Below are 24631 nucleotides of genomic sequence, written 5' to 3'. Positions count from 1 at the left end.
GATATTGTTGATCATCAAGCACTGACAGCATCAGTAAAATGGCATCAGCGCCTTGGTGAGCCGCTAATTTCACTTGGTAAGGGTCGACAAAGAAGTCTTTACAAATAATCGGCTGAGTCACTCTAGCGCGCACTTTAGGAATGTAGTCCATGTCACCTTGGAAAAATTCTTTGTCGGTTAACACTGAAATGCCTGCAGCATATCGAGTATAAATATCAGCGATAGCTTCTACATCAAAGTCGGCGCGGATCAGTCCTTTTGAAGGGCTGGCTTTTTTACATTCAAAAATAAACTGAGCATTCGGCGCTTTCAATGCATCAAATAAGCTACGATCTGATATTTTAGGTTGTAAGCTAGCTTCGGGGAAACGCAATTTAAGTGCGCTAATATGCGCGACTTTAGTTGCAACGATGCGGGTTAATACATTACTTTCTGGCTTACTCATGGTGTTCTCCTGCTTGGCTCACGGCAGCTAAATCGGTTAATAAGGTGAAGGCAGCGCCACTGGCAAGGGTTGCTAATGCTAGCTGTGTCCCGGCTTGAACTGAGTCGCACACACCACTGATATACAAAGCACAACCTGCGTTAATGGCCACAGCATCTCGGTGAGCAGGGAGGCCATTACCTTGTAAAATAGCTTGCGTTATGAGGGCATTGTCTGCCGGTTCGCCGCCGGTGAGTTGCTCGATACTCGCGCGCTTAACCCCTAGATCTTCAGGGCTAAGTTGGTAAGTACGCACCACACCGTCTTTTAGTTCTGCCACATAGGTATTGTCATGCAATGCCACTTCATCTAAACCACTACCATGTACCACCATGGCGCGTTTTACCCCCAAAGCATGGAGCACATGTGCGATAGGCTCGATCAGTTCAAGTGTGTAAACACCTAGAAGCATAAATTCTGGGCTTGCAGGGTTTATTAACGGTCCTAGCACATTAAAAATGGTCCGGGTTTTTAACGCTTGTCTAACCGGCACAGCATGTTTTACTCCGCCATGGTAATGCGGCGCAAATAAGAAACATAAACCCAGTTTATCTAAACACTGGCTTGCGGCATCTGGTGCCATGGTGAGTGCAATACCGAAATGGGATAATAAGTCAGATGAGCCAGACTTACTCGATACACTGCGATTACCATGTTTTGCTACTTTAGCGCCAGCTGCAGCGGCAACAAAAGCGGCTGTAGTGGAAATATTGATGGTGTTATGCCCATCACCACCGGTACCAACAATATCAACAATACCGGTTTGTTTTGAGGCATCACTGCGTGGGAAGGGTTTAGCGGCTTGCCTTAATGCATCTGCCGCTCCGGCTATTTCATCAATGGTTTCGCCACGCATTTTTAGCGCCACTAACATCCCTGCCATGGCGGCAGGTTGCATATCCCCTTGAATAATCGCGCTAAAAACTTGTGTCATTTGTTCACGAGTTAACGCAGTACCTTGATAAAGGCGGTCGAATAAAGCTTGCAGATTATCCATTATTCTCCTCCAGTAAAGGCGTGGTCTTGGGTTAAATACGCTAATGTTTGCGTCAGTAGTTGGCTACCTAAGGTGGTTAAAATCGATTCTGGATGAAACTGAAAGCCTATTGCTTGATGTTGTGGATGCAATATTGCCATCGGCATATCATCGGTAGTGGCAATGATTTCTAAGCAGTCAGGCACCTTTGTCGCCACCAAACTGTGGTAACGAGCCACTGGTAATGGTGAGGGCAAATTGGCAAATACGCCTTGACCATTATGGAGGGTGGGGCTGGCTTTACCGTGAACCACAAATGGTGCTCGTTCTACTTTACCGCCATAATATTCGACCATAGCTTGATGACCTAAACAAATGCCCAACATTGGAACTTTGCCGGCTACTTTACCAATCAGTTCCATCATGCAGCCCGCTTCATGAGGGGCCCCTGGGCCTGGTGATAATACCAAGGCTGCTTTTGAGGTTTCATTAATAAGCTTTTGTGCAACATAATCGGCGCTGACATCATTACGGTAAATGATGACTTCACAACCAAGGCTGCGGAATTGATCGACTAAGTTGTAGGTGAATGAGTCAAAGTTATCCAGTAAATAGAGTTTCATGCGGTTAGTCGCTTGGTTACTGGCTTGTGTGGTTGCAGTGCTCATAGGCCACCTCCCATCTTTATTGCTGAGATAACCGCTTGGGCTTTTTGACGAGTTTCATCGGCTTCGGCTTGTGGGTCTGAATCAAATACCACGCCAGCACCTGCTTGTATATGAGCAACCCCATTTTTAACAAAGGCTGAACGGATAACAATGCAGGTATCCATGTCGCCAAGACCATTGAGGTAACCTACAGCGCCACCATAACTGCCGCGACGAGCTTGCTCTGCTTGGCGAACTAATTGCGATGCACGTACTTTTGGCGCGCCCACTAAAGTTCCCATGTTCATGCAGGCTTGATAAGCGTGCAGGGCATCTAAATCTAAGCGTAATTGACCGGTGACGCGACTGACTAAATGCATCACGTGCGAATAACGATCAACTTTTAACAGTTCGGCCACTTTACGGCTACCGCTTTGGCTGATGCGAGCAATGTCGTTGCGGGCTAAATCGACTAGCATTAAATGTTCAGACAATTCTTTCTTATCCAAACGCAGCTCGAGCTCTATACGACTGTCTAGGTCAAAATCAATCTCACCTTGGGCATTTTTACCGCGCTTTCGGGTGCCAGCAATGGGATACACTTCGACTTGGTTACTGGCCGCATCGTATTTCAGGGCACTTTCTGGCGATGCGCCAAATAAGGTGAAATCAGGACCTCTGAAATAGAACATATACGGACTAGGATTGGTTAAGCGCAAAGCCCGATACGCCCCAAGGGTATTCGGACAAGGTAGACTGAAACAACGTGATGGCACCACTTGGAAAATATCACCGGCGACAATATGTTCTTTTAAATCAATCACGGTCTGCTTAAATTGCTCGTCGGTGATGTTAACTTCTTCGTCGGTTGTCACTGGCGTTAATTGAGCAATATCACCTAGCTCAGCGCATTGTTCGGTAACGTGTTGCAGTTGCAAGGCTAATTGCTCTGCAATGATGTTGTCTTGACCGAATTGGTGGCTGACAATCTCAGCTTGCTGAGTTTGATGGTCAATTAAAATAAGTGTCTCAGCTAGATAAAATAAATAGTCAGGGCAATCATTATGCGCATTGGGCGCAGCAGGGAGTGGCTCGACGGTATCAATTAAGTCATATGCTAATACACCACCTAAAAATAAATCTTCAAATTTAAGCGGATTATTGGTTTGAATGTGCTTAATAAACATTCTTAAGCCATCAAGAGGCGATGTTGACTTTAACCGTGCATCTTCATCTTGTAACTCGGTGGCTTTTTGCAGCGTCACGATGAGAGTATCATTATCTCGTTGTTGCTGTGCATCACTGAAGAAGTTCGCTATTGGCGCTAACAGCGCGGCACCATTTTGAGTTAATGCGCTAAAGCTAAGCTGATAACCGTCGCAACGAATCATCATTGCCGCATGGGTGAGGACGATACTTTTTAAATGGTCTTTACTTTCGACCTCCGCAGACTCTAACAGCATGGTATGCGGCGCGTTATTAGTCACTTGCTGATACAGTTTTAGCGGATCTGTATGGTAGGTTAGTGCCTGCTTTTGCGTGGTAACCTGAGCGAGTTGATTTGGTGTAGTCACTGTTGTCGTCACTATGTCGCCGCTCCTTGTATCATGTTTATTTATCATCTATTGGCCTCTAATATTGTGTAACCCGAGTGACTAATTTTGCATGGGCCAGATAACAAGAAAGCCCACATTTCTGCGGGCTTTTTGGTAAAATCTTGTCTCTTAAAAATGAGCACAACGCTTCACACCACCCGTTAATTTGGGAAGTGCCACCACCAAGTAATGTGTAATGAAGCTAAAGAGTGTGTCATTGTTAATCGCTATGTTATGTCTTTGTTTAATGCCTATAGGAAAACCCAGCTGGAGAGTAATGTCAATTGAATATTTCTCAAAAGCCATTAAAAAATGACAACCAGGATAACGAGAGGCTAATTATTGAGCGCTTTAGGTGGCTTGTGTATAAATAATTCATCAATTGCCATCATTTATTCATAAATCCAAGCAGTATTTTTATCGCTACTCTTGTACAATAAGCACATGATTACAGAGACTCTCCTGGCCGATCTTCATAGCCACACGACCGCATCAGACGGTCAATTAACACCAACCGAATTATTAACTCGCGCTATTGAAAAAGGCGTCGAGATGTTTGCTATTACTGACCACGACACAGTCGGAGGGTTAGCAGAAGCGCATCTTGCCAATCAAGCGCACGCCACACCATTAGTGTTAATTAATGGTTGTGAGATTTCAACGCGTTGGAACAGTTTTGATATTCATATTGTCGGTTTAAACTTAGATATCGGCCATATTGGATTATTAGACTTTTTAACTCACCAACGCCAATTGCGTGAAGTGCGTGCCCAAGAAATTGGCGAGCGTTTAGCTAAGGCCGGGATTGAAGGGGCTTATGACGGCGCAAAAGCAATTGCTGGCGACGCCGCACTGAGTCGTGGCCATTATGCAAGATGGTTAGCTGATAATGGTCATGCGACAGATATGCCTAGCGTGTTCAAACGTTACTTAGCGCGCGGAAAAACCGGTTATGTGCCTAATAATTGGGGCGACATGGCCAATGCGATAGACCACATTCATCAAGCGGGTGGCGTTGCAGTCTTGGCTCACCCTAGTGGTTACAAATTATCGGCCAAATGGCTTAAGCGCTTAGTACGTGAATTTGCAGAGGCCGGTGGCGATGCAATGGAAGTTATTCTAGGCCAGCAAACATTGGATGATCGTAATAATCTTATCGCATTAAGTAAGCAAAATAACCTACTTGCTTCTGTGGGGAGCGATTTCCACTTCCCCAGTAATTGGATCGAGCTAGGTAAAAACTTATTCCAACCTCAAGGTGTGGAATGGGTTTGGCAATCACAACATTGGACGGAAAGAGCATGAGTCAATTTTGGTATATTCATGATGAAAACCCACAAGCAAGGTTAATAAACCAAGCGGTGGCGATTCTTAAACAAGGTGGAGTCATTGTTTACCCAACAGACTCTGGTTATGCATTAGGCTGTATGATTGGCGAGAAAAATGCCATGACGCGCATGGCGCGTATTCGCCAGATAGAAAACGACACCAATTTTTCGTTAATGTGTCGTGACTTATCTGAACTGGCTAATTTTGCCCGGGTTGATAATCAAGCATATCGTTTATTAAAAAGCTGTATGCCTGGGCCATATACGTTTATTTTCAAAGCCACTAAAGAAGTGCCGCGCCGGTTACAATGCGATAAAAAACGCACCATAGGTATCCGCGTGCCGAATAATGTTATTGCATTGGCGTTACTTGAAGCATTGGGTGAGCCGATGATGACCACCAGTTTGGTAATGCCAAATGAGCAATTTGCTGAGTCAGACCCTGAGCATATTCGCGACATTCTCGATCACCTAGTCGAAGGTATTATTCATGGCGGCTATTTGCCTGAAAATCAAACGACTGTGATTGATATGTCTGAAGATGAGATGGTGATATTACGTCATGGTGCTGGCGATACCAGTGCATTTGAATAACCATAGGTGACCATGGTTGATGAACCGTCAAGGATAAATATGCAAGGTAGCCAGCAGAGCCTACCATTGGCTGTGGTTCGTGGCCAAGTACTTGATAGCATGCCACTAGACTTGTTTATTCCGCCTGAGGCCTTAGAAGTGTTTCTTGAAACCTTCGAGGGCCCACTGGATTTATTGCTGTATCTTATTCGCAAACAAAAATTGGATGTGGTTGATTTACCCATTCAACAAATTACCCAGCAATATTTACTCTATATTGAGATCCTGACTGAAGCGCGGATTGAGCTGGCGGCTGATTATTTAGTGATGGCCGCAACCTTAGCTGAAATTAAGTCACGTTTGCTTTTGCCTAAAATGGCCAGTGAAAATGATGAGGAAGAAGACCCTCGCGTGGTACTGATCCGGCAATTAAAAGCCTATGAAGTGATAAAGCAAGCTGCTGCAGATATCGATGCATTACCACGGATTGAGCGAGATGTATTACAAGCATCGGTGAGTGCAGCTCCAGACATTAAACCTGTCACTGTGCCACCTGAAGTGTCGCTGGTGGATATTGCCCGCGCGTTTGGTGAAGTGCTGAAACGCATTGATGCCAATGAAGATCATCATGTTAAGCGCGAACAGTTATCAACCCGCGAGCGTATGAGCCAAATTTTAGCCAGGTTATCCAGTACCGAATTCATTGGTTTTGAGTGTTTGTTTGATGTCAGTGAAGGCCGAGCCGGTGTGGTCGTGAGCTTTTTGGCACTTATGGAGCTGGTCAAAGAGTTACTGGTTGAATTAGTACAAAATGAACCTTTCTCGCCCATTTATGTAAAAGCCTATTAATCAAGCTCAACGCTGTGAGCAAAACACATGACAAGTTTGACATAACGGACTTAACATAACGCAAATATTAACGATTTATCCCTCTCTTTTATTCAAAGTTGAGGTTAACGATATTCGAAGAGATCCATGAAGCCAATTAATCCTACACAGCTAAAGCAACTTATCGAAGCCAGTTTATTTGTCTTAGCTAAGCCATTGTCAGTTAACGCTATCAAAGAAACTGTGTTGGCTGACTTTAGTGTGTCGCGCTCGCGCATTCAGGAAGTGCTTGATGAATTACAACTAGATTATCAAGAGCGTGGGGTGCAACTAGTGAAAGTTGCCAGTGGTTATCGCTTCCAAACTCAGGAAATGCTCAGTCCTTACTTGCAACCTCTGTGGCAAGAGAAATCTCCTAAGTATTCACGTGCAACCCTGGAGACCTTAGCGGTTATTGCTTATCGACAACCGGTAACACGTGGCGATATTGAATACATCAGAGGCGTGGCTATTAGCAGCCATATCATAAAAAGCTTAGTCGATCGCCAGTGGATTAAAGTAGTGGGCCATAAAGAGGTGCCTGGTAGGCCTGCGTTATTTGCCACTAGCAGTGTATTTCTCGATTACTTTAATCTTACCCAGCTAGCCGACTTACCAGCCTTAACTGATGCCGACTCTTTACATGCTTTATTTGAAAAAGCTCAACTAGGCATGGACAATCAATCTGAGCTTGAAACCGTCGTTGATCCAGATAACGATGACGTCGTTGCCCTTGATGAGGTATCTGAGCCAGATGGAGCTATTGAGTTTGATGAACAAGATGGCGCGGTTAACAATGACATTGATCCTGACAATCAAAACGATAATAATCCTTCGCATCAGCCACATGATTAATTAAGCATCTGATATAACCCTTATCGGTAACATCTTGGTGCACCCTCTAGCGCTATTCGTTTTCCTCATCAATATCTAAGAGTTGGTCCAGTCGCTTTATCACATCCACACTTTTAGATGTGTCGACGGCGATTGATAATGGCCACTTTGAGGCAGATTGGCTAACATGTAATCGATAAAGCGTTGGCTGGCAAGACTTAAAAAACGCCTCGAAGGGTAAACTAAAAAGACTACCGCCATATAAGGTGGGAGTTCATCAAACAATCGCACTAATTTGCCGTGCTTAAAATCCTCCTGACAAATTCGCAAAGGTAAATAACCTATGCCGCGGCCAGAAAGCGTTGCTTCATATGCGAGTTGGATACTATTGGTACACAAATTGCCTTTGACCGCTTGCATCGCATCATTTGCCAAAGGCACTTCGCTGAAGGTTTTACCATTAGGGAAGCGAAATAAAATCGAATTATATTGCTCTATGTCCTCTGGTGAATGCGGTGTTCCGGCGTTAGCCAGATATTGTGGACTGGCAACAAAATATAACTCTTCGCGAATAATCGGTTTTGCCACCATGTCTATTTCGCTAAACGTTTCTTGGACCATAAATGCAATATCGATATTGTGTCTGACCATATCGAGGGGTTCTGTGCTACTAATAATTTCAACTGACAGCTTTGGATTTGCGTCCATAAAATTAAAAATTTTGCTGACAATGTCCATCATCTCTGGGATAGGAAAGATTAATATCCGCAGATGGCCATTGAGTTCAGCTTTGTTATCGGTGATCTCATCTAATGTCTGTGCTAAATCAGCTAGCATAGTTAAGGTTTTTTGGTAGAAATGACTGCCTGCGGACGTGAGGGTGATGGCGCGGCTTTGACGGTGAAACAGCTTTAAATTTAATGACTCCTCTAACGATTGCAAGCGTCTACTGACGGTTGACTTAGGCAAATTCAATAAGTTAGCCGCTTCAAGAATGCTGCCGGTTTCGACGATGCGGTGGAATAATGCAATGTCTTCAGTTTTCATATTGTTTGCTCTAATAATGCTTGATAAGTCAAACTCAAATAATGGGATTGATATTCCCAAATAAACCCATTTATTGCAACTATAATTCAGCGTATTGTTCGAACCAATTGTAAATTAACTGTCATCTCAAAAAGAGATGATGATGTTGTCATTACGTCAGTTTAAATCTCTGTTACCAAGGAACATAATCGATGAAATATCGCTCAACATTGCCATTGGCATTGCTTATTTCTACTATTCTAGCTGGTTGTACGCCTGTCGAAAGCGCCGTACAAGAAGAGCTTGTACGCCCCGTTAAATTGTTTGAGGTCGCGCAATCTTCAGGCAATACTATTCGCCAATTTCCTGCCAGAGTTGAAGCCAACAGTCGAGCACAGTTATCATTTCGGATTTCAGGTCAGCTTGTCAGACTGGATCTTGTGGAAGGGCAGCAGGTTAAACAAGGTTTTTTACTGGCTCAATTAGACGATCGCGATGCGCGTAATAATTTAATGACGCGTGAAGCAGAGTACGATTTGTTGCTGGCCGATTTTAGCCGTAATCAAACGCTACTCGATCGTAAACTGATTTCCCAAGCACTATTTGACAGCAGTAAAGCCCAACTTAAGTCGGCCAAAGCCGCGCTAGCTGCAGCCAATGACCAAGTGAGTTATACCCGTTTAGAAGCACCATTCAATGGCACCATTGCTAAGCGACTAGTGGATAATCACCAAATTGTTCAGGCAAACCAAGGGGTAATGACCCTGCAAAATAATCATTTGCTTGATGTCACTATTCAAGTGCCTGAAGCTATGGCAGCAGTCTTAACTCAAGATATTGCCAATGGCTTAGCGGCAAAAGTACGTTTTAGCGCAGTAGAGGGCATGTCGTTTGATGCCAAATTTAAAGAATACTCAACCCAAGTGACGCCGGGCACCCAAGCCTATGAAGTGGTGTTTTCATTACCACAACCTGACAATGTGCAATTACTGCCAGGCATGAGTGCTGAATTAACCTTAGCTACGCTCAACGAATCACCACAAGGCTTTACTGCGATTGTGCCAATTTCTGCTGTAGACAAACAAGATCAAACAGGTGAGGTGACAGTATGGCGCTATCAGCCTGATAGCGGTGACATTAATCCGGTGAAAGTGACGCTTGGTCGCGTAAGCACAGATGGTGTTGAAGTGTTGAGTGGTTTGCAAAAAGGCGACGTTATTGTTGCTGCTGGATTGTCGCAATTATCTGCAGGCATGAAAGTGAAGCCATTACGCTGGCAACGGGGAGTGTAGTTGATGAATGTTGCTGAATATTCCATTAATCATAAAGTGATTAGCTGGATGTTTGTATTTTTACTGCTTATTGGTGGCAGTGTGGCTTTTACGGGACTAGGACAATTAGAGTTTCCAGAATTTACCATTAAACAAGCGCTAGTGATCACCGCCTATCCTGGTGCATCGCCTGAGCAAGTGGAAGAAGAAGTGACCTTGCCGCTTGAAGATGCGTTGCAGCAGCTTGATGGCATTAAACATATCACTTCTATCAACAGTGCTGGGTTATCACAAATTCAGGTTGAGATTAAAGACAATTATGACAAACATCGCTTACCTCAAGTGTGGGATGAGGTGCGTCGAAAAGTAAATGACACCACAGGGGGCTTACCACCTGGTACCGCTAAGCCACAAGTGATTGATGACTTTGGTGATGTATACGGTATTTTATTGAACTTGTCAGGCAACGATTTTAGTAACCGAGAACTGAGCAACTATTCCGACTATTTACGCCGTGAGTTGGTGCTTGTTCCCGGGGTAAAAAAAGTCTCTGTGGTAGGTGATGTGACAGAGCAAGTGGTGATTGAGATTTCACAGCAAAAACTGTCAGCGCTTGGTTTAGATCAAAGTTACATCTATGGATTAGTGAACAATCAAAATGTGGTGTCTAATGCTGGCAGCATTGTGATTGGTGATAATCGTATCCGTTTACATCCCACTGGTGAGTTTAGTTCTGTAGAGGAGTTGTCTCGTTTAGTCGTCAGTTCACCAGGCAGTACTGAACTTATTTACCTTGGAGATATTGCCAATATTGAAAAAGACTATGACGAGACCCCTAATGTGCTTTATCACAATAGTGGTGAGGCGGCATTATCGTTAGGTATTGCGTTTTCTGGCGGCGTAAACGTCGTTGATGTGGGCAAGCGTGTGAGCGAGCGTTTAGTTGAGCTTGAGTCGCAACGGCCGTTAGGGATGAGCCTTGATACGGTTTATAACCAAAGCTCTGCGGTTGATCATACCGTACAAGGTTTTTTGATTAACCTTTTAGAGTCGATTGCGATTGTCATCGCAGTATTATTATTATTTATGGGCCTGCGTTCTGGACTATTGATGGGCCTAATTCTGCTGTTAACTATTTTAGGTACTTTCATTGTAATGAAGGTATTGGACATTGAATTGCAGTTGATATCTCTGGGGGCGCTGATCATTGCCTTAGGTATGTTAGTGGACAACGCGATTGTGGTCACCGAAGGTATTTTGATTGGCTTACAGCGTGGTAAAACTCGTCTTGAAGCCGCCAAGCAAGTGGTATCGCAAACTCAGTGGCCATTATTAGGCGCAACTGTGATTGCCATTATTGCCTTTGCGCCAATTGGTTTGTCACAAAATGCGGCCGGTGAGTTTTGTCGTTCATTGTTTCAAGTGTTAATGATTTCTTTGTTTATTAGTTGGATTACAGCAATCACCTTAACGCCATTTTTCTGTAATTTGTTATTCAAAGAGACTTCACCACAAGCTGAACAGGTAGACCCTTATAAAGGCTGGTTGTTTACCACTTATCGTCGTTTTCTGTATTTTGTATTACGTTTTCGTCTAGTGACATTGTCAGTGGTGTTGGCGATGTTAGTCACCGCAGTGATAGGTTTTGGTCACATTAAGAACGTGTTTTTTCCTGCATCAAATACGCCAATATTTTTTGTTGATGTATGGATGCCAGAAGGGACAGACATTAAAGCCACGGAACGATTTACTGGCGAAATAGAGAAAAAGCTACTGCAAGAAAGTGAGCTTAATGACAGCGGGTTAGTGCACCTGACATCTGTCATCGGTCAGGGTGCCCAGCGTTTTGTGTTACCTTATCAGCCTGAAAAAGGCTATCCAGCCTTTGCTCAGCTTATCGTAGAAATGCGCGACCTAGCAGCCGTTAAGGCTTATATGCCTCAAGTTGAACAGTTGTTAAACAGCCATTTCCCCCAAGCACAATACCGTTTAAAAAATATGGAGAATGGTCCATCACCAGCGGCGAAAATTGAGGCGCGTTTCTATGGCGAAGATCCTCAAGTGCTGCGCAGTTTAGCCGCGCAAGCGGAAAGTATTTTTAGAAACGAACCGACAATGGACGGTGTTCGCCACAATTGGCGCAACCAAGTGCCACTCATCCGTCCACAATTACAAAATGCTCAAGCACGTGAAACCGGCATCAGTAAACAAGATTTAGATAATGCCTTATTGGTTAACTTTAGCGGTAAACAAATTGGCTTGTACCGTGAAACCAGCCATCTGTTACCGATTGTTGCTCGTGCACCAGCAGCAGAACGGCTTCAAGCGGATAGTTTATGGAAGATGCAAATCTGGAGTACAGAGAACAATACCTTTGTCCCAGCAACGCAAGTCGTCAGTGAGTTCAGCACTGAATGGGAAAACCCTTTGGTGATGCGCCGTGATCGTATTCGTATGTTGGCTGTCTTGGCAGATCCTAAATTGGGCTCTAACGAAACTGCAGACTCAGTGCACAAAAAAGTTAGACACAAAATAGAGGCAATTAAACTGCCTTCCGGTTATCGCTTGGAGTGGGGCGGGGAGTTTGAATCGGCAGGCGAAGCGCAAACAGCTGTTTTTAGCTCAATTCCCATGGGTTATTTAGCGATGTTTTTAATCACAGTGTTTCTGTTTAACTCTGTACGACAACCCTTGGTCATTTGGTTTACGGTACCGTTGGCGGTTATTGGGGTATCAGCGGGGTTGTTGATATTTGATGCTCCGTTTAGCTTTATGGCATTACTTGGATTGTTGAGCCTGTCTGGGATGGTGATCAAAAACGGCATAGTGTTGGTTGATCAAATCAATCTTGAACTTGAAGAGGGGAAAGAGGCTGGATTTGCACTGGTTGATTCGTGTGTGAGTCGTGTTCGCCCTGTTATGATGGCTGCGATTACCACCATGTTGGGCATGATCCCTTTAATTAGTGATGCTTTTTTTGGTTCTATGGCGATTACCATCATCTTTGGTTTAGGTTTTGCTTCACTATTAACTTTAGTGGTGTTGCCCGTTATGTATAGCCTAGTGTTTAACCTTAAAGTGACTCGCTGATCGATCAATAATGCTATTTGATTGATTAAGGCTGCTGATGCAATTGTGCCAGCAGCCTTTTTGAAGGCATTAATCTATCATTAGCGACGTTGTACAGCAGGCTGCTTAATGTATTTCTGTTATCAACAATGGCTGACTCAAAATCGGTCAGCTTTTACGCCTCCATTGGTCTTGTTCGCAAACCAATCGCCAGCTTGATATTGATGACATAGCATAGATTGATTTTGCTGCGTTTCAGTTATCTCTTATCCTTAGTTGAATGTAACTGTGGTATTTTTTGCTCACCAGCCCCATTCAGCGTATAATCTACGCACTTTTCTAATTGTATGCGCCATAGGCGGGTACAATCCTAAAAAGACAATAAAACAAGAGTAATTAACCTTTTGTTTTTTATAAAACTTCTTTAAAGAGTCCCGCTAATGAGTGAAAAATTGCAGAAAGTCTTGGCCCGTGCAGGCCATGGCTCCCGTCGTGAGATGGAGGCATGGATTGCTGCAGGCCGAGTTAGTGTTGACGGTGAAATTTCTGGTTTAGGTGATCGTGTTGAGGCAGATGCCAAAATACGTATTGATGGCCGTGCCGTTTCATTAAAATCAGCTGACGACATTATTTGTCGTGTACTGGCATACCATAAACCTGAAGGTGAAATTTGCTCGCGCAAAGATCCTGAAGGTCGTACTACCGTGTTCGAACGTTTACCTAAAGTGCGTGATGCTCGTTGGGTTGCGGTAGGGCGTTTAGATATTAATACTTCAGGGTTACTATTATTTACCTGTGATGGTGAATTAGCTAATCGTTTAATGCATCCGTCTAATGAAGTAGAGCGTGAATACGCTGTGCGTACTTTTGGTGAAGTGCCAGAGGCTGCAGTGCAGCGTTTACGTACTGGTGTGACCTTAGAAGATGGCCCAGCCCAGTTTGATACCATCAAAGCTGCGGGCGGCGAAGGCATCAATCAATGGTGGCATGTTACCCTTCGCGAAGGACGTAATCGTGAAGTGCGTCGTTTGTGGGAGTCTCAAGACGTACAAGTTAGCCGTTTAATCCGCGTGCGTTATGGTCAAGTTGAATTGCCAAAAACATTGCCTCGTGGTGGCTGGATTGAACTGCCAATTGACCAAGTGAACTACTTACGTCAACTTGCTGGTTTAGAACCTGAGACACGTTCAATTTTAGGCTCGGACAAACACAGTGTTGCCCGTTCTAAAGTGAAAAGTGCTAAAATTCGCCGTGCAGTTCATAAGCATAAAGTGGTGGGTAATCACGGCAAACCAACGCGTCAGCGTAGCTAATAAATCAGTTTTGCTTTGTTTATAGAAGGTCGCGAAAGCGGCCTTTTTTGTTATTTTTTATCGATAAAAATTATATATTGCTTGCCTACTTGTCAAAAGTTTTTTCTCAGATATGATTCTCAAAATTTACGGCCTATTGAGCTGTTATTCGACAATTTATGCGCTGCGGCGTTAATACTAATGATTAGGAATGTATGAAAAAAGTATTGGTTGGTTTATTGGTCTTGTTACTAGTAGCTTGCGCATCTGCACCGAGTTGGCAAGGTATGTCTGAGCGTGAGATCAGTCAATGGAAAGCGATAGGGTTTGATTCAACCCAAGCGCAAAATTGGCGTGTCAGAGGGTTTGGACCTGCAGAATCCGATGGTTGGATAAAAGCAAACTTCACGTTAGATACAGCAACGATTTGGGCCAAAGAAGCCTTTAATGTTGAAGAAGCTCAAGTGTGGAGTGAAGCCGGTTTTGAGATTGAAGAAGCGGTAACTAATCGCAGTAAAGGCTTAACACCAGTAAGAGCAAATTAATTATTTATTGTGCTAAGCACTTTGTTTTGTTGGATTTTACATCGGATTGACGTTTTTTAAAGCGTTCAGTTTGATGTAATGAAAATTTTAGTTGCTTGGCTCAAAAAAATCAGTAAAGTGTGCCCCAAGTTAAGCCGGACGCGAAAGCAGCTTGGTTTACCTAACGTAATAACAAATTAAGTGAGTTGATATTTTTATCAAAACACGCTCAGTTTGCCCGAGTGGTGGAATCGGTAGACACAAGGGATTTAAAATCCCTCGCTGAATAAGCGTGCCAGTTCAAGTCTGGCCTCGGGTACCATTATAATCTCTAGTAATAGAGAGTGGTGTAAAAAAGCCTCAACTTATGTTGGGGCTTTTTTACGTCTGTAATTTGGTGGTTAAGGGTAACAAACGCAAAAGAAGGTGAGGGCGATAAGAGCGAACGAGCCTAGATGCTAGGGCGGACTTCATCCTACTAGTTCGCTACGCGGCTATAAGAGCGTTTGAGGTCTGAATACTACAGAGTTATAGCCTATAGCTGCTAAACACTCTAGTACTTAGACTTTTAAGGTTTAACGCTGACTTCAGTGACATTCGCATTTAACGGCCTGCACATCACCCTTTAGCAACTGCAGTTATAGCCTCTAGTCGCGAAGCGTTCTAGCACCTCGGCTTTTAAGGTTTTAACGCTGACTTCAGTGACATTCGCATTTAACAGCCTGCATATCGCCCTTTAGCTACTTCAGCTATAGCCTCTTGCAGCGAAGCGTTCTAGTACCTCGGCTTTTAATCTCTAGTGCCTTAGCTAATCGTTGATTAACGCTTTTAATGTTGGCGACGCTTTAAAGCTGGGTTGATTAAATCCGTCAATCTCTATGGCTGCACCCGTTTGTGGATTACGGCCTACTCTAGGTAAGTAAAAACGCAATTCAAACGTGCCAAATTGTGGAATGTAGATTTTCTCACCTTCAGCTAAACCTTGATGAATAATGGCTAGGATCTGTTCAAGTTGTTGCTTTGTTTGAGCTTGAGGTTGGTCCATTTTATTGGCCATTGATTGGATGAGTTGCTTTTTATTCATGACAGTCTCTATAACTTAAGTACTTCAAAACCCTCTTATAACAATTCAATATCGACCTTCCTAGTTGTGTATTCATAAATTAATGTTAAGTGGTTACTTTTTATATTTACGATTAACTTTTATACAAAGAGGTAATATTTTAGTATTCACTTTTGTTGCTTAAATGTTTCGTTCATTCAAAGCGCGTTATTATTTGCCATAATGACTATACCCATTTCACTTATGTCATAAACATGACAGTATCGTGGGGTGTCGCTAATGGGGAAGAGTATGTTCAGTAAACATAAACTGTCTATAAATGTGAGCATAGTAGCCATATTGCTTTGGAGTATATCGTCATTTGTTTTGGCCGATACTGATGATATATATCCTAACTTAACTCAAAATCTGCAATTACAGTATTTGGCTGAACCTAATGCGCAGCGAGCACACTATTTAGCAATATTACAAACAGGCTCAGCTGCAAAGTCATTAGAATATATCGATCTCATTCAGCAAAGTGTTGCCACTTTTTGGCGTAATAAAAAGGTGCCTATCGCATTTGATGCGATCGAAAGTTCGGCCTCGTTGCTTGAAAAAAATATCGCACTGGAACCTGCCGTCGATGATTACCTGAGTGTCATAAACGCGCTACGCAAGTTAATGTGGTTATCGCAAACTCAAGATTGGCAGGCTATCACAGTTGATGCCTTGCTTCGCCCTGGCGATAGCGACCCCAATATTAAGTTAATCAACCAACGTTTGTGGCTATTAGGTGATGCCAGCGAATTACTTGCTGATGAAGTTGTGTATCAACCCGCTTCAGCGGAAAGTGTTAAACGTTTTCAGTCTCGCCATGGGCTAAAACCTGACGCCGTTATTGGTCCAAAGACCTTATTTTGGTTAAATCAAACTCCGCTTCAACTGGCTTCTTTATTAGCAAAGAGCTTTGTTGAAAAAACAGCATATTTAAGTCAATTGCCTCAACCTTATTTGTTAATTAATATTCCTGCTTTTCAAATGGTATTGGTGGATGATAATCAGGTCGTATTGTCATCGAAAGTTATCGTGGGTAAACCGTACCGGCCGACTCCGCTGATGACAGGGCAAATTTCAAATATCATCATCAATCCTACTTGGACGGTACCTCGACAGATTTTACGCCAAGATATTTTGCCGCAAATAAGGCGCTATGGTGACTATTTTGCCGACAAGCATTTTGATGTGTTTGATTATGAAGGCAATCGAGTTAATAAAACTGCGGAGCAATGGCAGCAAGCAGCAATAGGGCGCTTTCCTTATCGAGTCGTGCAGCGTCCTGGAGGTGATAATGCTTTAGGCCGATATAAATTCCATTTCAATAATGATCAAAGTATCTATTTGCATGACACCCCTAATCGAACGCTATTTTCAAAATCACAAAGAGATTTATCATCAGGTTGTGTCCGCATTGAAAAGGTACAGCAATTAGCCGACTGGTTTGTCAACCATTTGGTTATCGATAAACGAACCTGGAATCGCTTACAGTCTAATTATACTCAAACTCAATGGTTTGCCTTATCTGCATCTTTACCCGTGCACATGGTCTATTGGCGTGCTTGGGTGGATGAGCAATATGTTATTCAGTATCGTGATGACATTTATCAGTTAACTCCAAAAGCAGCGGTCAATTTCTTAAGCCATCAAGGCGCCAGCAAAGATATTGTGCAGGCATTATCAGTTAATTAAGTAAAGTTAATGGCTGCTCACTTTGCTCCTAAGCACTTGAGCAATATCACACTCTCATATTAGCGTGCGTGTTTTTAATCTCACACAACAGCGCCAGACTTGCATTTATGAGCATTAATGGTTAATTTATTCGCCAGCTGGATAAAAAAGCAACAACTAGTTCGATCGTGTTGTGAAGATTAAATCATGCCTCAAAGGCTGATAAGTCCTGAATTTAGATAATTAAAGTGGTGTATAAATGACAATTGAGTGCCTAACTCGTCGGCAGGTATTATTAGGCTTAAGCGGTGCCGCAGTGGTGACTCTGTTACCTAATACCGCCCAAGCAAGTCGTGCAACTATTGGGGTTAAAGATTTACGTTTTTATAATCTACATACCGGTGAAAGAAGTCAGGGAAGCTTTTGGGTTGATGGTCAATATCAATCAGCGACACTGACTGAGTTTGATCATGTATTACGTGATCATCGTCAAAATGTAGCCGCACCAATTGATAAACGATTATTTGAATATTTGTATAAATTGCAGGCTACGTTAGATAATCAAGATGAAATCCATGTTATCTCCGCTTATCGTTCACCGAAAACGAACCAAATGCTCGCATCTCGAAGTAATGGCGTAGCGAAGAAAAGTTATCACATGAAAGGCATGGCAATGGATATTGCTTTACCTGGGGTAAAAACCAAACATTTGCGTGATGCAGCCGAGTCTCTTAAGTTGGGCGGTGTTGGGTTTTATCCTCGCGATGGCTTTGTACACATTGATTGTGGTCCAGTGAGACGTTGGGGTTAATAAGACAAATCTCATTAAATATCTGGTCAGTTCAGAGTCTCTCAGGTTTCAAAGTCCTTTAGGCATCTTTAGACGCTTTAAAAATAAGACATTCCCACCATCCATTGCGGTCAGATACTGGAGGGTGGATTACGCAGGAGCTTGTTACCGAGAGTCACTGTTTGTTTCAATCATCTGTCTTGCCTATAGCACTTTGAACTCTCGCTGAAAGATCACATATTTAATAGGATTAGTATATCTTCTTGTGGGTTGATAATGGCTGTGGTAATATCCGCGCGCTTTATTTGAGTCATCGTTGGTCGAGAATGATGACGCCTTCATACTTTATTAATTATTAAGTGAGTGACTAATGTCTTACACAATCAACGCAGTAACCCGCACAGAAATCGGGAAAGGTTCGAGCCGCCGCCTACGTCATGCCGGTAAAGTTCCTGCAGTAATTTATGGTCCAGGTAAAGAGCCTGTATCAATCACGTTCGAACACAAAGACATCATTAACATCCAGTTAAATGAAAACTTTTACACAACTGATTTAACTATCGTTGTCGATGGTAAAGAAGTTAAAGTTCGTGCAAAGGCTATCCAACGTCACGCATTCAAGCAATTAGTTGAACATATTGACTTCATGTTTGTCTAACTTTTGCTTTGAAAAAAGCGCCTAAGGGCGCTTTTTTTGTGTCTGTTTTTTACAACCCTAAAGTTTAATCAATTTCGAAGCTATAGTAGATATCCAGTGATTGACTTAAGGTACTCGATACACTTTCTAAATATAATTGTGAAAATAAGTAATAGCGCACGGTCATTTCATACCCTGGGTTAAACACGCCCACACCATATTTAATCATTAAGTCTTCGCCAATATAGCCACTCACAGCTACTTTTCCATCATCATTGGTATCAAGTTGTACATTAGAAAAACCAAATTTTTCAATGAGTCCTGTCGCTGTACTGCCAATACTATTCATTGCGCCACCATCAAGTTGTGAGCCTAAACTCAGCGCTGCCCCCATCATTAATGAGTTGCTTTGTTGGTTACTTGAACTGGTAAAGCCTTTACCCGTTAAAATGTACGATAATATCTCAGCTTGTTCTTTTGCCGGATTAGAAAATAAGGTTACAACAGGGCGCATTGGTGTCCCCGTAACTCTGACACCTGCGGTTATATCGCTTTCCTTAATCTCTCTGGTTGCCTCTATATTAAGATTTGGTGATGCAGTTGGTCCAATAAATTGCACTTCACCGGTATTGATCGTTAGGGTCTGCCCCATAAACTTATAGGTACCTTTATTGACTCTAATATCGCCAAACAACATCGGTGGTTTAAATGCTTGTTGCTGAAGTACAAGGTCACCTTCTAGCTTACCCTTGAGGCCCATGCCATCAATAGTGAGGTTTTTACCTACATTGATATTTAAGTCGGCTGTGATGGCGTAAGGGCTGGTTTTAACCGTTTGTTGAGACACTGAATCATTGAATACCACATCATTTGATACGGCTATGCCTCCTTCAGCCAATGGGGTGATTTTTATTTGTCCTGAGGGAACATTCACTTTGCCTTTTATTGCGAACAGTTGGTCATCAAAGGTCATATTAATATCTGGAGAGACATTTAAGATTGCCATTGGCGGTTGAATAACCGCTAAGTTACTGCCTTTAATGTCAATATCACCACTAAATTTACCTTGTGGCCACGCTAGGGTACCTTGGGTGGTGACTTGGCCATCTCCCATATGCCACTGGCCATTGAGCTGCCCTTGCTGACCTTCAAGTGAGAGTGATAAATAGAGTTTATCAATTAATGTAGGGTTAGTTGATAAGGCCAATGCTGCATCATTGAGTTTAATATTACCTGATAGACTAGGGTCCATAAGGGTACCGGATAACATTAATCGGCTCGATAGCATGCCTTCTAAGGTTTCAAGTCTTGGGAAAAATTCTCCAAAGGGAGCGAGATTGAGCTCATTCACATTAATCGTTCCTTGTAAGGTACGATCGGGAGTGATATTAACACTTAGCTGACTTTGCCAACTGGCGATTCCGGATGAATCGAAACTTAATGAACTGGTCACTTTTTTCTCATCAAGTGACGCTTGTAATAGCAGCTGCTGATAGTCGATGCTAATGGTGTTGTTTTTAGTACGGCTTAGCTTAATATTACCGGGTAGGAGTGTAAATTGAAGATTGGCCGTAGGCTTTTTAGCTTTAGCCCAATTAACTTGACTGGTTAACGCTGCTTCACCGCTCCAGTTGATTTTTTTAGATAAAATGGGCTCCAAGGTTTTACCTGGGTTACCCGTAAGCGTGATATTGGCTTGGCCAGTGTGGCCCAAATTAACATCATTGATCAAACATAGTTTATTGTGTGGGTGCACTAAACAGAAGCTGCTGATGCTACCTCTATGGTTAAGTTGATCCCAGTTTGCTGTAATGGGTTTATCTTGTTGCCATTGTCCAAGGACATTACTGATACTGAACTCGGTTAAGGTGGCATTAAATTGTTGTTTATCAATATTGCTACTACTGCTAATTTGAGTATTGACGACCAAATCACCTTGAGTATTCAGTTTACTTTGCTGTTTGCTTTGGTTGCCTTCACTGATAAAAGAAATATCTGTCAGTTTATAGCTACTCCATACAAGATTGTTATTATGCAGTTCTATTCGATATTGGTGTTGTAAATAAGGACGATAGTTAGCGAGTAAATTGAGGTTATCAATTTTACTACCTTGGTAGCTCAACTTGTTAATTTGTGCGTTCACATCAACGATAGGGTCTGCACTATTGCCGCTGACATCTACTTTAGCGAAGATACTACCGCGAGCGCCTGTTAGCCACTGGCTGACATCTGGCACACTCAGTTCAGCATTGATGTCCCAGATTTGATCCGCTTGACCGTTGACGATTAACTGAGCACCAAGAGCATTGGCTTGTAAGTTCGACGCGTTAACTGCAAAATCTTGATTTAATGAAATATCGCCCTGTAAATTCAATGGATAACCATTTAAACGTCCTGTTAAATTAGCCTGTTCAATTGCCACTTGCCATTGTTTATCCGCAAGGCTGCCCGAACTATTAAAATGGCCGCTGAATTTACTTTTGACTGGATTTTGCTGATTAATATAATCAATGTATTGCAACTGGATATTGTCGCTAAGCACCTTAGCTTGCCATGTTATGTTATCTTGATATGACAGCTCTCCCGTTAGCTCCACATTGCCAGCCAGCGACTGTACCTCCAGCTTATTAACCGTCAGTTTTTGCTTAACGTTAACAATATCAGCACTTACCGTTAAAGGTGGATGGTAAGGCGTGGTGATTTGCCCTTCAAACTGTGCCAATTGATCTTTACTATCACCTTTGCTGGTAAAACGGCTAATGTTGCTGGTGTACAAGGGGTTACTCAGTGGCCACTGTAAAGCTGCGTCGGTCAGTGTTACTTGGTAGTCAAGCGCAGGAGACGTGAGATCAACCTTAGCAGTAAGGTTAAAATGGCTATCACCCTTAGCAATGGCGTTGATGTGTAACTGGCTTAAGTCTTCGCTAAGTTCAAGGCTAAGTTGTTGCTGTTTAAGCCCCGGTAATTCAGGCAGATTATCGACATTTGCTGTTAGTGTTAATGCGAGCGGATAGCGGTCATGCAAAGCAATGTCACCACTAACACTGACATTACCATCATCATGCTGAATGTCGAGTTGGCTTATTCCAAGTTCAAATTGACGAAAACTGGCCGCTAATGCGATATGGCTAAAATGATCAGTTCGTTCACCCAATTTGAGCTGACTGTCTGTTGCATTAAATTGCCTAATATCAATAGGAAAAGGCATAAACACTTGTGGTAAATTCGCCAGTGGCCATGCTGCCGCTTTTGCATCAACCGTTTGTGAAGTTTGTTTACTCTCCACTGGAACATTGATTGGCTTGGTTGATGCTGGTGCAGAAGGGATATCAACTATCAGGCCTTGGCTGGTAAATGATTCAACCATCAGGCCTGCGCTGTTCCAAATAGCTTGAGTCGACAGCTCATCGGCATGAAATGTCATGCTATTGACCGCAATATCAACCTGGGTTAATTTTGCTTGGCTGAGGCTAATGTTTATCGGTAATTCAAACTCAGTAAAAGGGGCTGGTAACTCAGTGGATTTATCCGCATCTTTTGCAGCAGGAATATTATCACTGACAATGTTCACTCCTATGCTCGAAGCCATTAGGTTTGTCACACACAACTGTTTATTCATCAGGCAGGTTGGCACCCATTCCAATGTTACATTTTGAGCATTAACGCTAATGTCAGGCATTGACCATGAGATGCTATGAAGGGTGAGATCGCCATTTAAGGTGCCAGAAGCGTATTCAACTTCAACATCACTGACCAATTGGTTAACCAAGAACACCGCTGTTTTGCTGCCAAATGGCGTGCCTATGAGGACGGCAAACAACATCAATAATGCTAAAGGTACATAAATTAAGATCCGAGTATAAAACTTAATTTGGCGCCAAATGCGTGCAGGTAAGCTAGTTGCACGGTTAGTTTTGGTATTATTATTGGCAGCGGTCGCTTGTGGCTGCTGACCTTGCTCAGAATGCTCATCTGTCATAAATCAGTCCCCATGGTTAAATGGAAACGAAACGAGCGTGCAACAGTCTCAGTTTCTTTTAAGCCAAACCCTAAGTCCATTCGGATTGGACCAATCGGTGATATCCAGTGTAAACCTCCACCAACCGATACCACAGGTTCAAACTTCTGTGTATCAAAGGCATTACCCGCATCGACAAAGGTAGCAACGCGCCAAGTAGGGGTGAGATAGTACTGATATTCTACGCTGCCGACGGCCAAGAAACGGCCACCAACCACTTGTCTCGATAAGCCGCCTTCACTGTTGGTGTAGTCAATATAGGGCCCTAATTCTTGGTAACTGTAACCCCGTATACTTTGGTCGCCACCAGCAAAATAACGCAGTGATGGGGGAATGTTGGCAATATCGTTATCATTTGCAATATTGGCACCTAAGTCAACGCGAGCAACAAATCGATGCTTATCAAATAAGGTTTCTATCCATTTAAATCGTGCTTGTAAGCGAGTGAGACGAATAGTCGATCCTACAGATGGATCTGCATATTCAATGCTGTATGTTTGACGATAGCCAGATTTAGGATCGAGGGTATTGTCACCTCGAACCGTTTTGGTGAGGTTGTAACCTAATAAATAAAATCGCGGATCGTAATCTGTATCGAGTTGATTATAAAACTCTCTTGTGGATTCAAGGGAATAACCATGCAGCCAATTACTTTTGGACCGTCGTTGACGCGTTAAGCCAATAATGTATTTTTCAGACTCTAACTGGCCAGTATTATTAAATTGACGGTTATCTGGATCATAATCTTGAGTGACACCATAGGTGTCGCGTAATAATCCTAGTTTTATTTTTAGTTGATCATCTAAAGGATGCGTTAATGGAATCGTATAGGTAGTTAAAATTTTCGGCCGTTCAGGCGACCACTCCATACTGGTTTCTTGATAATGCCCATAGCGGTTTATTTGTGGGGTACGCCAAGTCACTCGCACGCGAGGATCGATACTTTTTTCGGTACTATTACCAATATCAGCACCTAAACCGACCTCAATAAGATGGCTAGGACGAGGACTTAGTTCAACTTTAATTGGCACAACACCAGTTTCAATCTTGTCTAATTGAGGCAATACTTTGATATTACTAAAGTAACCAGTATCTAACAAATTACGATTAAACTCAGTCAAAAGTTGCGTGGCATAAGGCGCATCAGCACCAAAAGGGATTAATGCTTCGACAATATCGTCATTAAGCGTTGAACCTTCAAAGTCAACATCACCAAATAAATATCGCTTACCTGAATCAAATTCGAGGTTAATTTGGGCGCTATTTAAGTCACGATTAATGCTGATTTCTGATTTTGTGTATTGACCATCAAAATATCCTCTTGCCATTGCCAGAGTGACTAATTGTGATTTAATTGAATCGTAAACCCCGTGGTTTAAGGTGTCACCAGGTTTGATTTTTAGGCTATTAAGCCATAGCGAAAAAGTATTGTCTTCAAGCATCTCTCCCTGAAAATGAATATCAACCCACTGAATAATCACTGGTTCCCCAAGGGTGATATCGAGCTTTAGCTCCCAAGGCCCATTATCTTTTTCGTTAACGTCAATATCTAAAATAGCGTGATAGTAGCCCATAGATTCAAGCGCATCATGGGTGTTATCGTCAACTGTGAATAAAAAAGCTCGGCGTTGAACATCATTATCTGGCAAGGTACCTAAGTGAGCTGAAATATTATTTTCAATTTGTTTGTTAACGCCATTAACGTTAATCGTTAGCCAATTATTATCAGCCAGCACAAAGCCTGACATCAATAAGGTCAACGAAAGTAATAGAAACTGACTAAATTTAAGGCGTTTTGTCGGCAAATTAAGCTAATTTTTCCAAAAGTGATCATGATGACTATTGTCGCTACAAAGTCTAAAAGTCGCAAGGATATGATTGAAATTACAACCACAAATGGTTACAAAGATAAACCACTTTCAAGGACTTG

Annotated in this window: 17 protein-coding genes, 1 tRNA gene and 2 pseudogenes; 12 read left to right on the top strand and 8 right to left on the bottom strand. The window is 42.7% G+C overall.

The annotated features are described in order from the left end of the window. From ACED29_RS06270 to ACED29_RS06255, 4 genes and pseudogenes are all read right to left on the bottom strand, one after another. Nucleotides 1-445: pseudogene (locus tag ACED29_RS06270) on the bottom strand (bifunctional indole-3-glycerol phosphate synthase/phosphoribosylanthranilate isomerase); the annotation flags it as partial. Further along, nucleotides 438-1481, bottom strand: coding sequence for an anthranilate phosphoribosyltransferase (gene trpD / locus ACED29_RS06265; protein WP_371697280.1), 1044 nt, complete (start codon nt 1479-1481; stop codon nt 438-440). The pseudogene ACED29_RS06270 and the gene trpD, both read right to left, overlap by 8 nt. After that, the gene (locus ACED29_RS06260) at nt 1481-2083 is read right to left on the bottom strand and encodes an aminodeoxychorismate/anthranilate synthase component II (protein ID WP_182722295.1); all 603 of its coding nucleotides are present in this window, start codon (nt 2081-2083) and stop codon (nt 1481-1483) included. The genes trpD and ACED29_RS06260 overlap by 1 nt, the downstream gene beginning before the upstream one ends. 41 nt (nt 2084-2124) lie before the next feature. Next, a complete protein-coding gene (locus ACED29_RS06255; protein WP_371697283.1) occupies nt 2125-3696 on the bottom strand; it encodes an anthranilate synthase component 1 in 1572 nt (523 codons plus the stop codon). Nucleotides 3697-4146: 450 nt separating this feature from the next. On the opposite strand from ACED29_RS06255, the gene ACED29_RS06250 reads away from it, so the two are divergent. The 4 genes and pseudogenes from ACED29_RS06250 to scpB all read left to right on the top strand — a co-directional run. Next, a complete protein-coding gene (locus ACED29_RS06250; protein ID WP_182741248.1) occupies nt 4147-5007 on the top strand; it encodes a PHP domain-containing protein in 861 nt (286 codons plus the stop codon). Next, a complete protein-coding gene (locus ACED29_RS06245) occupies nt 5004-5624 on the top strand; it encodes an L-threonylcarbamoyladenylate synthase (RefSeq protein ID WP_124016493.1) in 621 nt (206 codons plus the stop codon). The genes ACED29_RS06250 and ACED29_RS06245 overlap by 4 nt, the downstream gene beginning before the upstream one ends. A gap of 39 nt (nt 5625-5663) precedes the next feature. Then, the gene (locus ACED29_RS06240) at nt 5664-6452 is read left to right on the top strand and encodes a ScpA family protein (RefSeq protein WP_124016494.1); all 789 of its coding nucleotides are present in this window, start codon (nt 5664-5666) and stop codon (nt 6450-6452) included. 126 nt (nt 6453-6578) lie between these two features. Further along, nucleotides 6579-7169: pseudogene (gene scpB, locus ACED29_RS06235) on the top strand (SMC-Scp complex subunit ScpB); the annotation flags it as partial. 255 nt (nt 7170-7424) lie between these two features. On the opposite strand, the gene ACED29_RS06230 reads toward scpB, so the two are convergent. Continuing rightward, nucleotides 7425-8351 carry a LysR family transcriptional regulator gene (locus ACED29_RS06230; RefSeq protein ID WP_371697279.1) on the bottom strand — a complete coding sequence of 309 codons (927 nt, stop codon included), beginning with the start codon at nt 8349-8351 and terminating at the stop codon, nt 7425-7427. 191 nt (nt 8352-8542) lie between these two features. On the opposite strand from ACED29_RS06230, the gene ACED29_RS06225 reads away from it, so the two are divergent. The 5 genes from ACED29_RS06225 to ACED29_RS06205 all read left to right on the top strand — a co-directional run bounded on the left by ACED29_RS06225 (nt 8543) and on the right by ACED29_RS06205 (nt 14808). Continuing rightward, complete coding sequence (locus tag ACED29_RS06225) at nt 8543-9622, top strand: efflux RND transporter periplasmic adaptor subunit (protein WP_182741245.1); 1080 nt, start codon at nt 8543-8545, stop codon at nt 9620-9622. 3 nt (nt 9623-9625) lie between these two features. After that, nucleotides 9626-12691, top strand: coding sequence for an efflux RND transporter permease subunit (locus ACED29_RS06220; RefSeq protein WP_124016498.1), 3066 nt, complete (start codon nt 9626-9628; stop codon nt 12689-12691). 419 nt (nt 12692-13110) lie between these two features. After that, a complete protein-coding gene (rluB, locus tag ACED29_RS06215; protein ID WP_124016499.1) occupies nt 13111-13983 on the top strand; it encodes a 23S rRNA pseudouridine(2605) synthase RluB in 873 nt (290 codons plus the stop codon). 194 nt (nt 13984-14177) lie between these two features. After that, nucleotides 14178-14507 (top strand): hypothetical protein, encoded by a 330-nt coding sequence (locus ACED29_RS06210; protein ID WP_124016500.1) that lies wholly within the window; start codon nt 14178-14180, stop codon nt 14505-14507. Nucleotides 14508-14722: 215 nt separating this feature from the next. Then, nucleotides 14723-14808: transfer RNA gene (locus ACED29_RS06205), tRNA-Leu, on the top strand. Between the two features lie 486 nt (nt 14809-15294). Here the strand turns inward: ACED29_RS06205 and ACED29_RS06200 are convergent. After that, nucleotides 15295-15570, bottom strand: a complete 276-nt coding sequence (locus ACED29_RS06200) for an HU family DNA-binding protein (RefSeq protein WP_124016501.1) — start codon at nt 15568-15570, stop codon at nt 15295-15297. Nucleotides 15571-15840: 270 nt separating this feature from the next. Between ACED29_RS06200 and ACED29_RS06195 the strand changes: the two genes are divergently transcribed. The 3 genes from ACED29_RS06195 (at nt 15841) to rplY (ending at nt 18704) form a co-directional block, all read left to right on the top strand. Beyond that, a complete protein-coding gene (locus ACED29_RS06195; RefSeq protein WP_371697278.1) occupies nt 15841-17277 on the top strand; it encodes a murein L,D-transpeptidase in 1437 nt (478 codons plus the stop codon). A 238-nt stretch (nt 17278-17515) separates the two neighbouring features. Continuing rightward, entirely contained in the window at nt 17516-18067 is a 552-nt protein-coding gene (locus ACED29_RS06190) for a DUF882 domain-containing protein (protein ID WP_124016503.1), read from the top strand. A gap of 349 nt (nt 18068-18416) precedes the next feature. Further along, nucleotides 18417-18704, top strand: a complete 288-nt coding sequence (gene rplY, locus ACED29_RS06185) for a 50S ribosomal protein L25 (protein ID WP_124016504.1) — start codon at nt 18417-18419, stop codon at nt 18702-18704. Between the two features lie 64 nt (nt 18705-18768). On the opposite strand, the gene ACED29_RS06180 is transcribed toward rplY, so the two are convergent. Next, entirely contained in the window at nt 18769-22662 is a 3894-nt protein-coding gene (locus ACED29_RS06180) for a translocation/assembly module TamB domain-containing protein (protein WP_371697277.1), read from the bottom strand. Next, the gene (locus tag ACED29_RS06175; RefSeq protein ID WP_124016536.1) at nt 22659-24449 is read right to left on the bottom strand and encodes an autotransporter assembly complex family protein; all 1791 of its coding nucleotides are present in this window, start codon (nt 24447-24449) and stop codon (nt 22659-22661) included. The genes ACED29_RS06180 and ACED29_RS06175 overlap by 4 nt, the downstream gene beginning before the upstream one ends. Nucleotides 24450-24631: the final 182 nt, after the last annotated feature.

The organism is Shewanella sp. 5S214 (assembly GCF_041439795.1).
Classification (GTDB): domain Bacteria; phylum Pseudomonadota; class Gammaproteobacteria; order Enterobacterales; family Shewanellaceae; genus Shewanella; species Shewanella vesiculosa.
Note: the sequence above shows the minus strand (reverse complement) of the source record. Positions and strands in the feature narration are given on the sequence as shown.

Coding starts and splice junctions, on each gene's coding strand:
- trpD (WP_371697280.1), bottom strand. CDS start 1,481: ATGGATAATCTGCAAGCTTTATTCGACCGCCTTTATCAAGGTACTGCG.
- ACED29_RS06260 (WP_182722295.1), bottom strand. CDS start 2,083: ATGAAACTCTATTTACTGGATAACTTTGACTCATTCACCTACAACTTA.
- ACED29_RS06250 (WP_182741248.1), top strand. CDS start 4,147: ATGATTACAGAGACTCTCCTGGCCGATCTTCATAGCCACACGACCGCA.
- ACED29_RS06245 (WP_124016493.1), top strand. CDS start 5,004: ATGAGTCAATTTTGGTATATTCATGATGAAAACCCACAAGCAAGGTTA.
- ACED29_RS06240 (WP_124016494.1), top strand. CDS start 5,664: ATGCAAGGTAGCCAGCAGAGCCTACCATTGGCTGTGGTTCGTGGCCAA.
- ACED29_RS06230 (WP_371697279.1), bottom strand. CDS start 8,351: ATGAAAACTGAAGACATTGCATTATTCCACCGCATCGTCGAAACCGGC.
- ACED29_RS06225 (WP_182741245.1), top strand. CDS start 8,543: ATGAAATATCGCTCAACATTGCCATTGGCATTGCTTATTTCTACTATT.
- ACED29_RS06220 (WP_124016498.1), top strand. CDS start 9,626: ATGAATGTTGCTGAATATTCCATTAATCATAAAGTGATTAGCTGGATG.
- rluB (WP_124016499.1), top strand. CDS start 13,111: ATGAGTGAAAAATTGCAGAAAGTCTTGGCCCGTGCAGGCCATGGCTCC.
- ACED29_RS06210 (WP_124016500.1), top strand. CDS start 14,178: ATGAAAAAAGTATTGGTTGGTTTATTGGTCTTGTTACTAGTAGCTTGC.
- ACED29_RS06200 (WP_124016501.1), bottom strand. CDS start 15,570: ATGAATAAAAAGCAACTCATCCAATCAATGGCCAATAAAATGGACCAA.
- ACED29_RS06195 (WP_371697278.1), top strand. CDS start 15,841: ATGTTCAGTAAACATAAACTGTCTATAAATGTGAGCATAGTAGCCATA.
- ACED29_RS06190 (WP_124016503.1), top strand. CDS start 17,516: ATGACAATTGAGTGCCTAACTCGTCGGCAGGTATTATTAGGCTTAAGC.
- rplY (WP_124016504.1), top strand. CDS start 18,417: ATGTCTTACACAATCAACGCAGTAACCCGCACAGAAATCGGGAAAGGT.
- ACED29_RS06180 (WP_371697277.1), bottom strand. CDS start 22,662: ATGACAGATGAGCATTCTGAGCAAGGTCAGCAGCCACAAGCGACCGCT.
- ACED29_RS06175 (WP_124016536.1), bottom strand. CDS start 24,449: ATGTCAGGCTTTGTGCTGGCTGATAATAATTGGCTAACGATTAACGTT.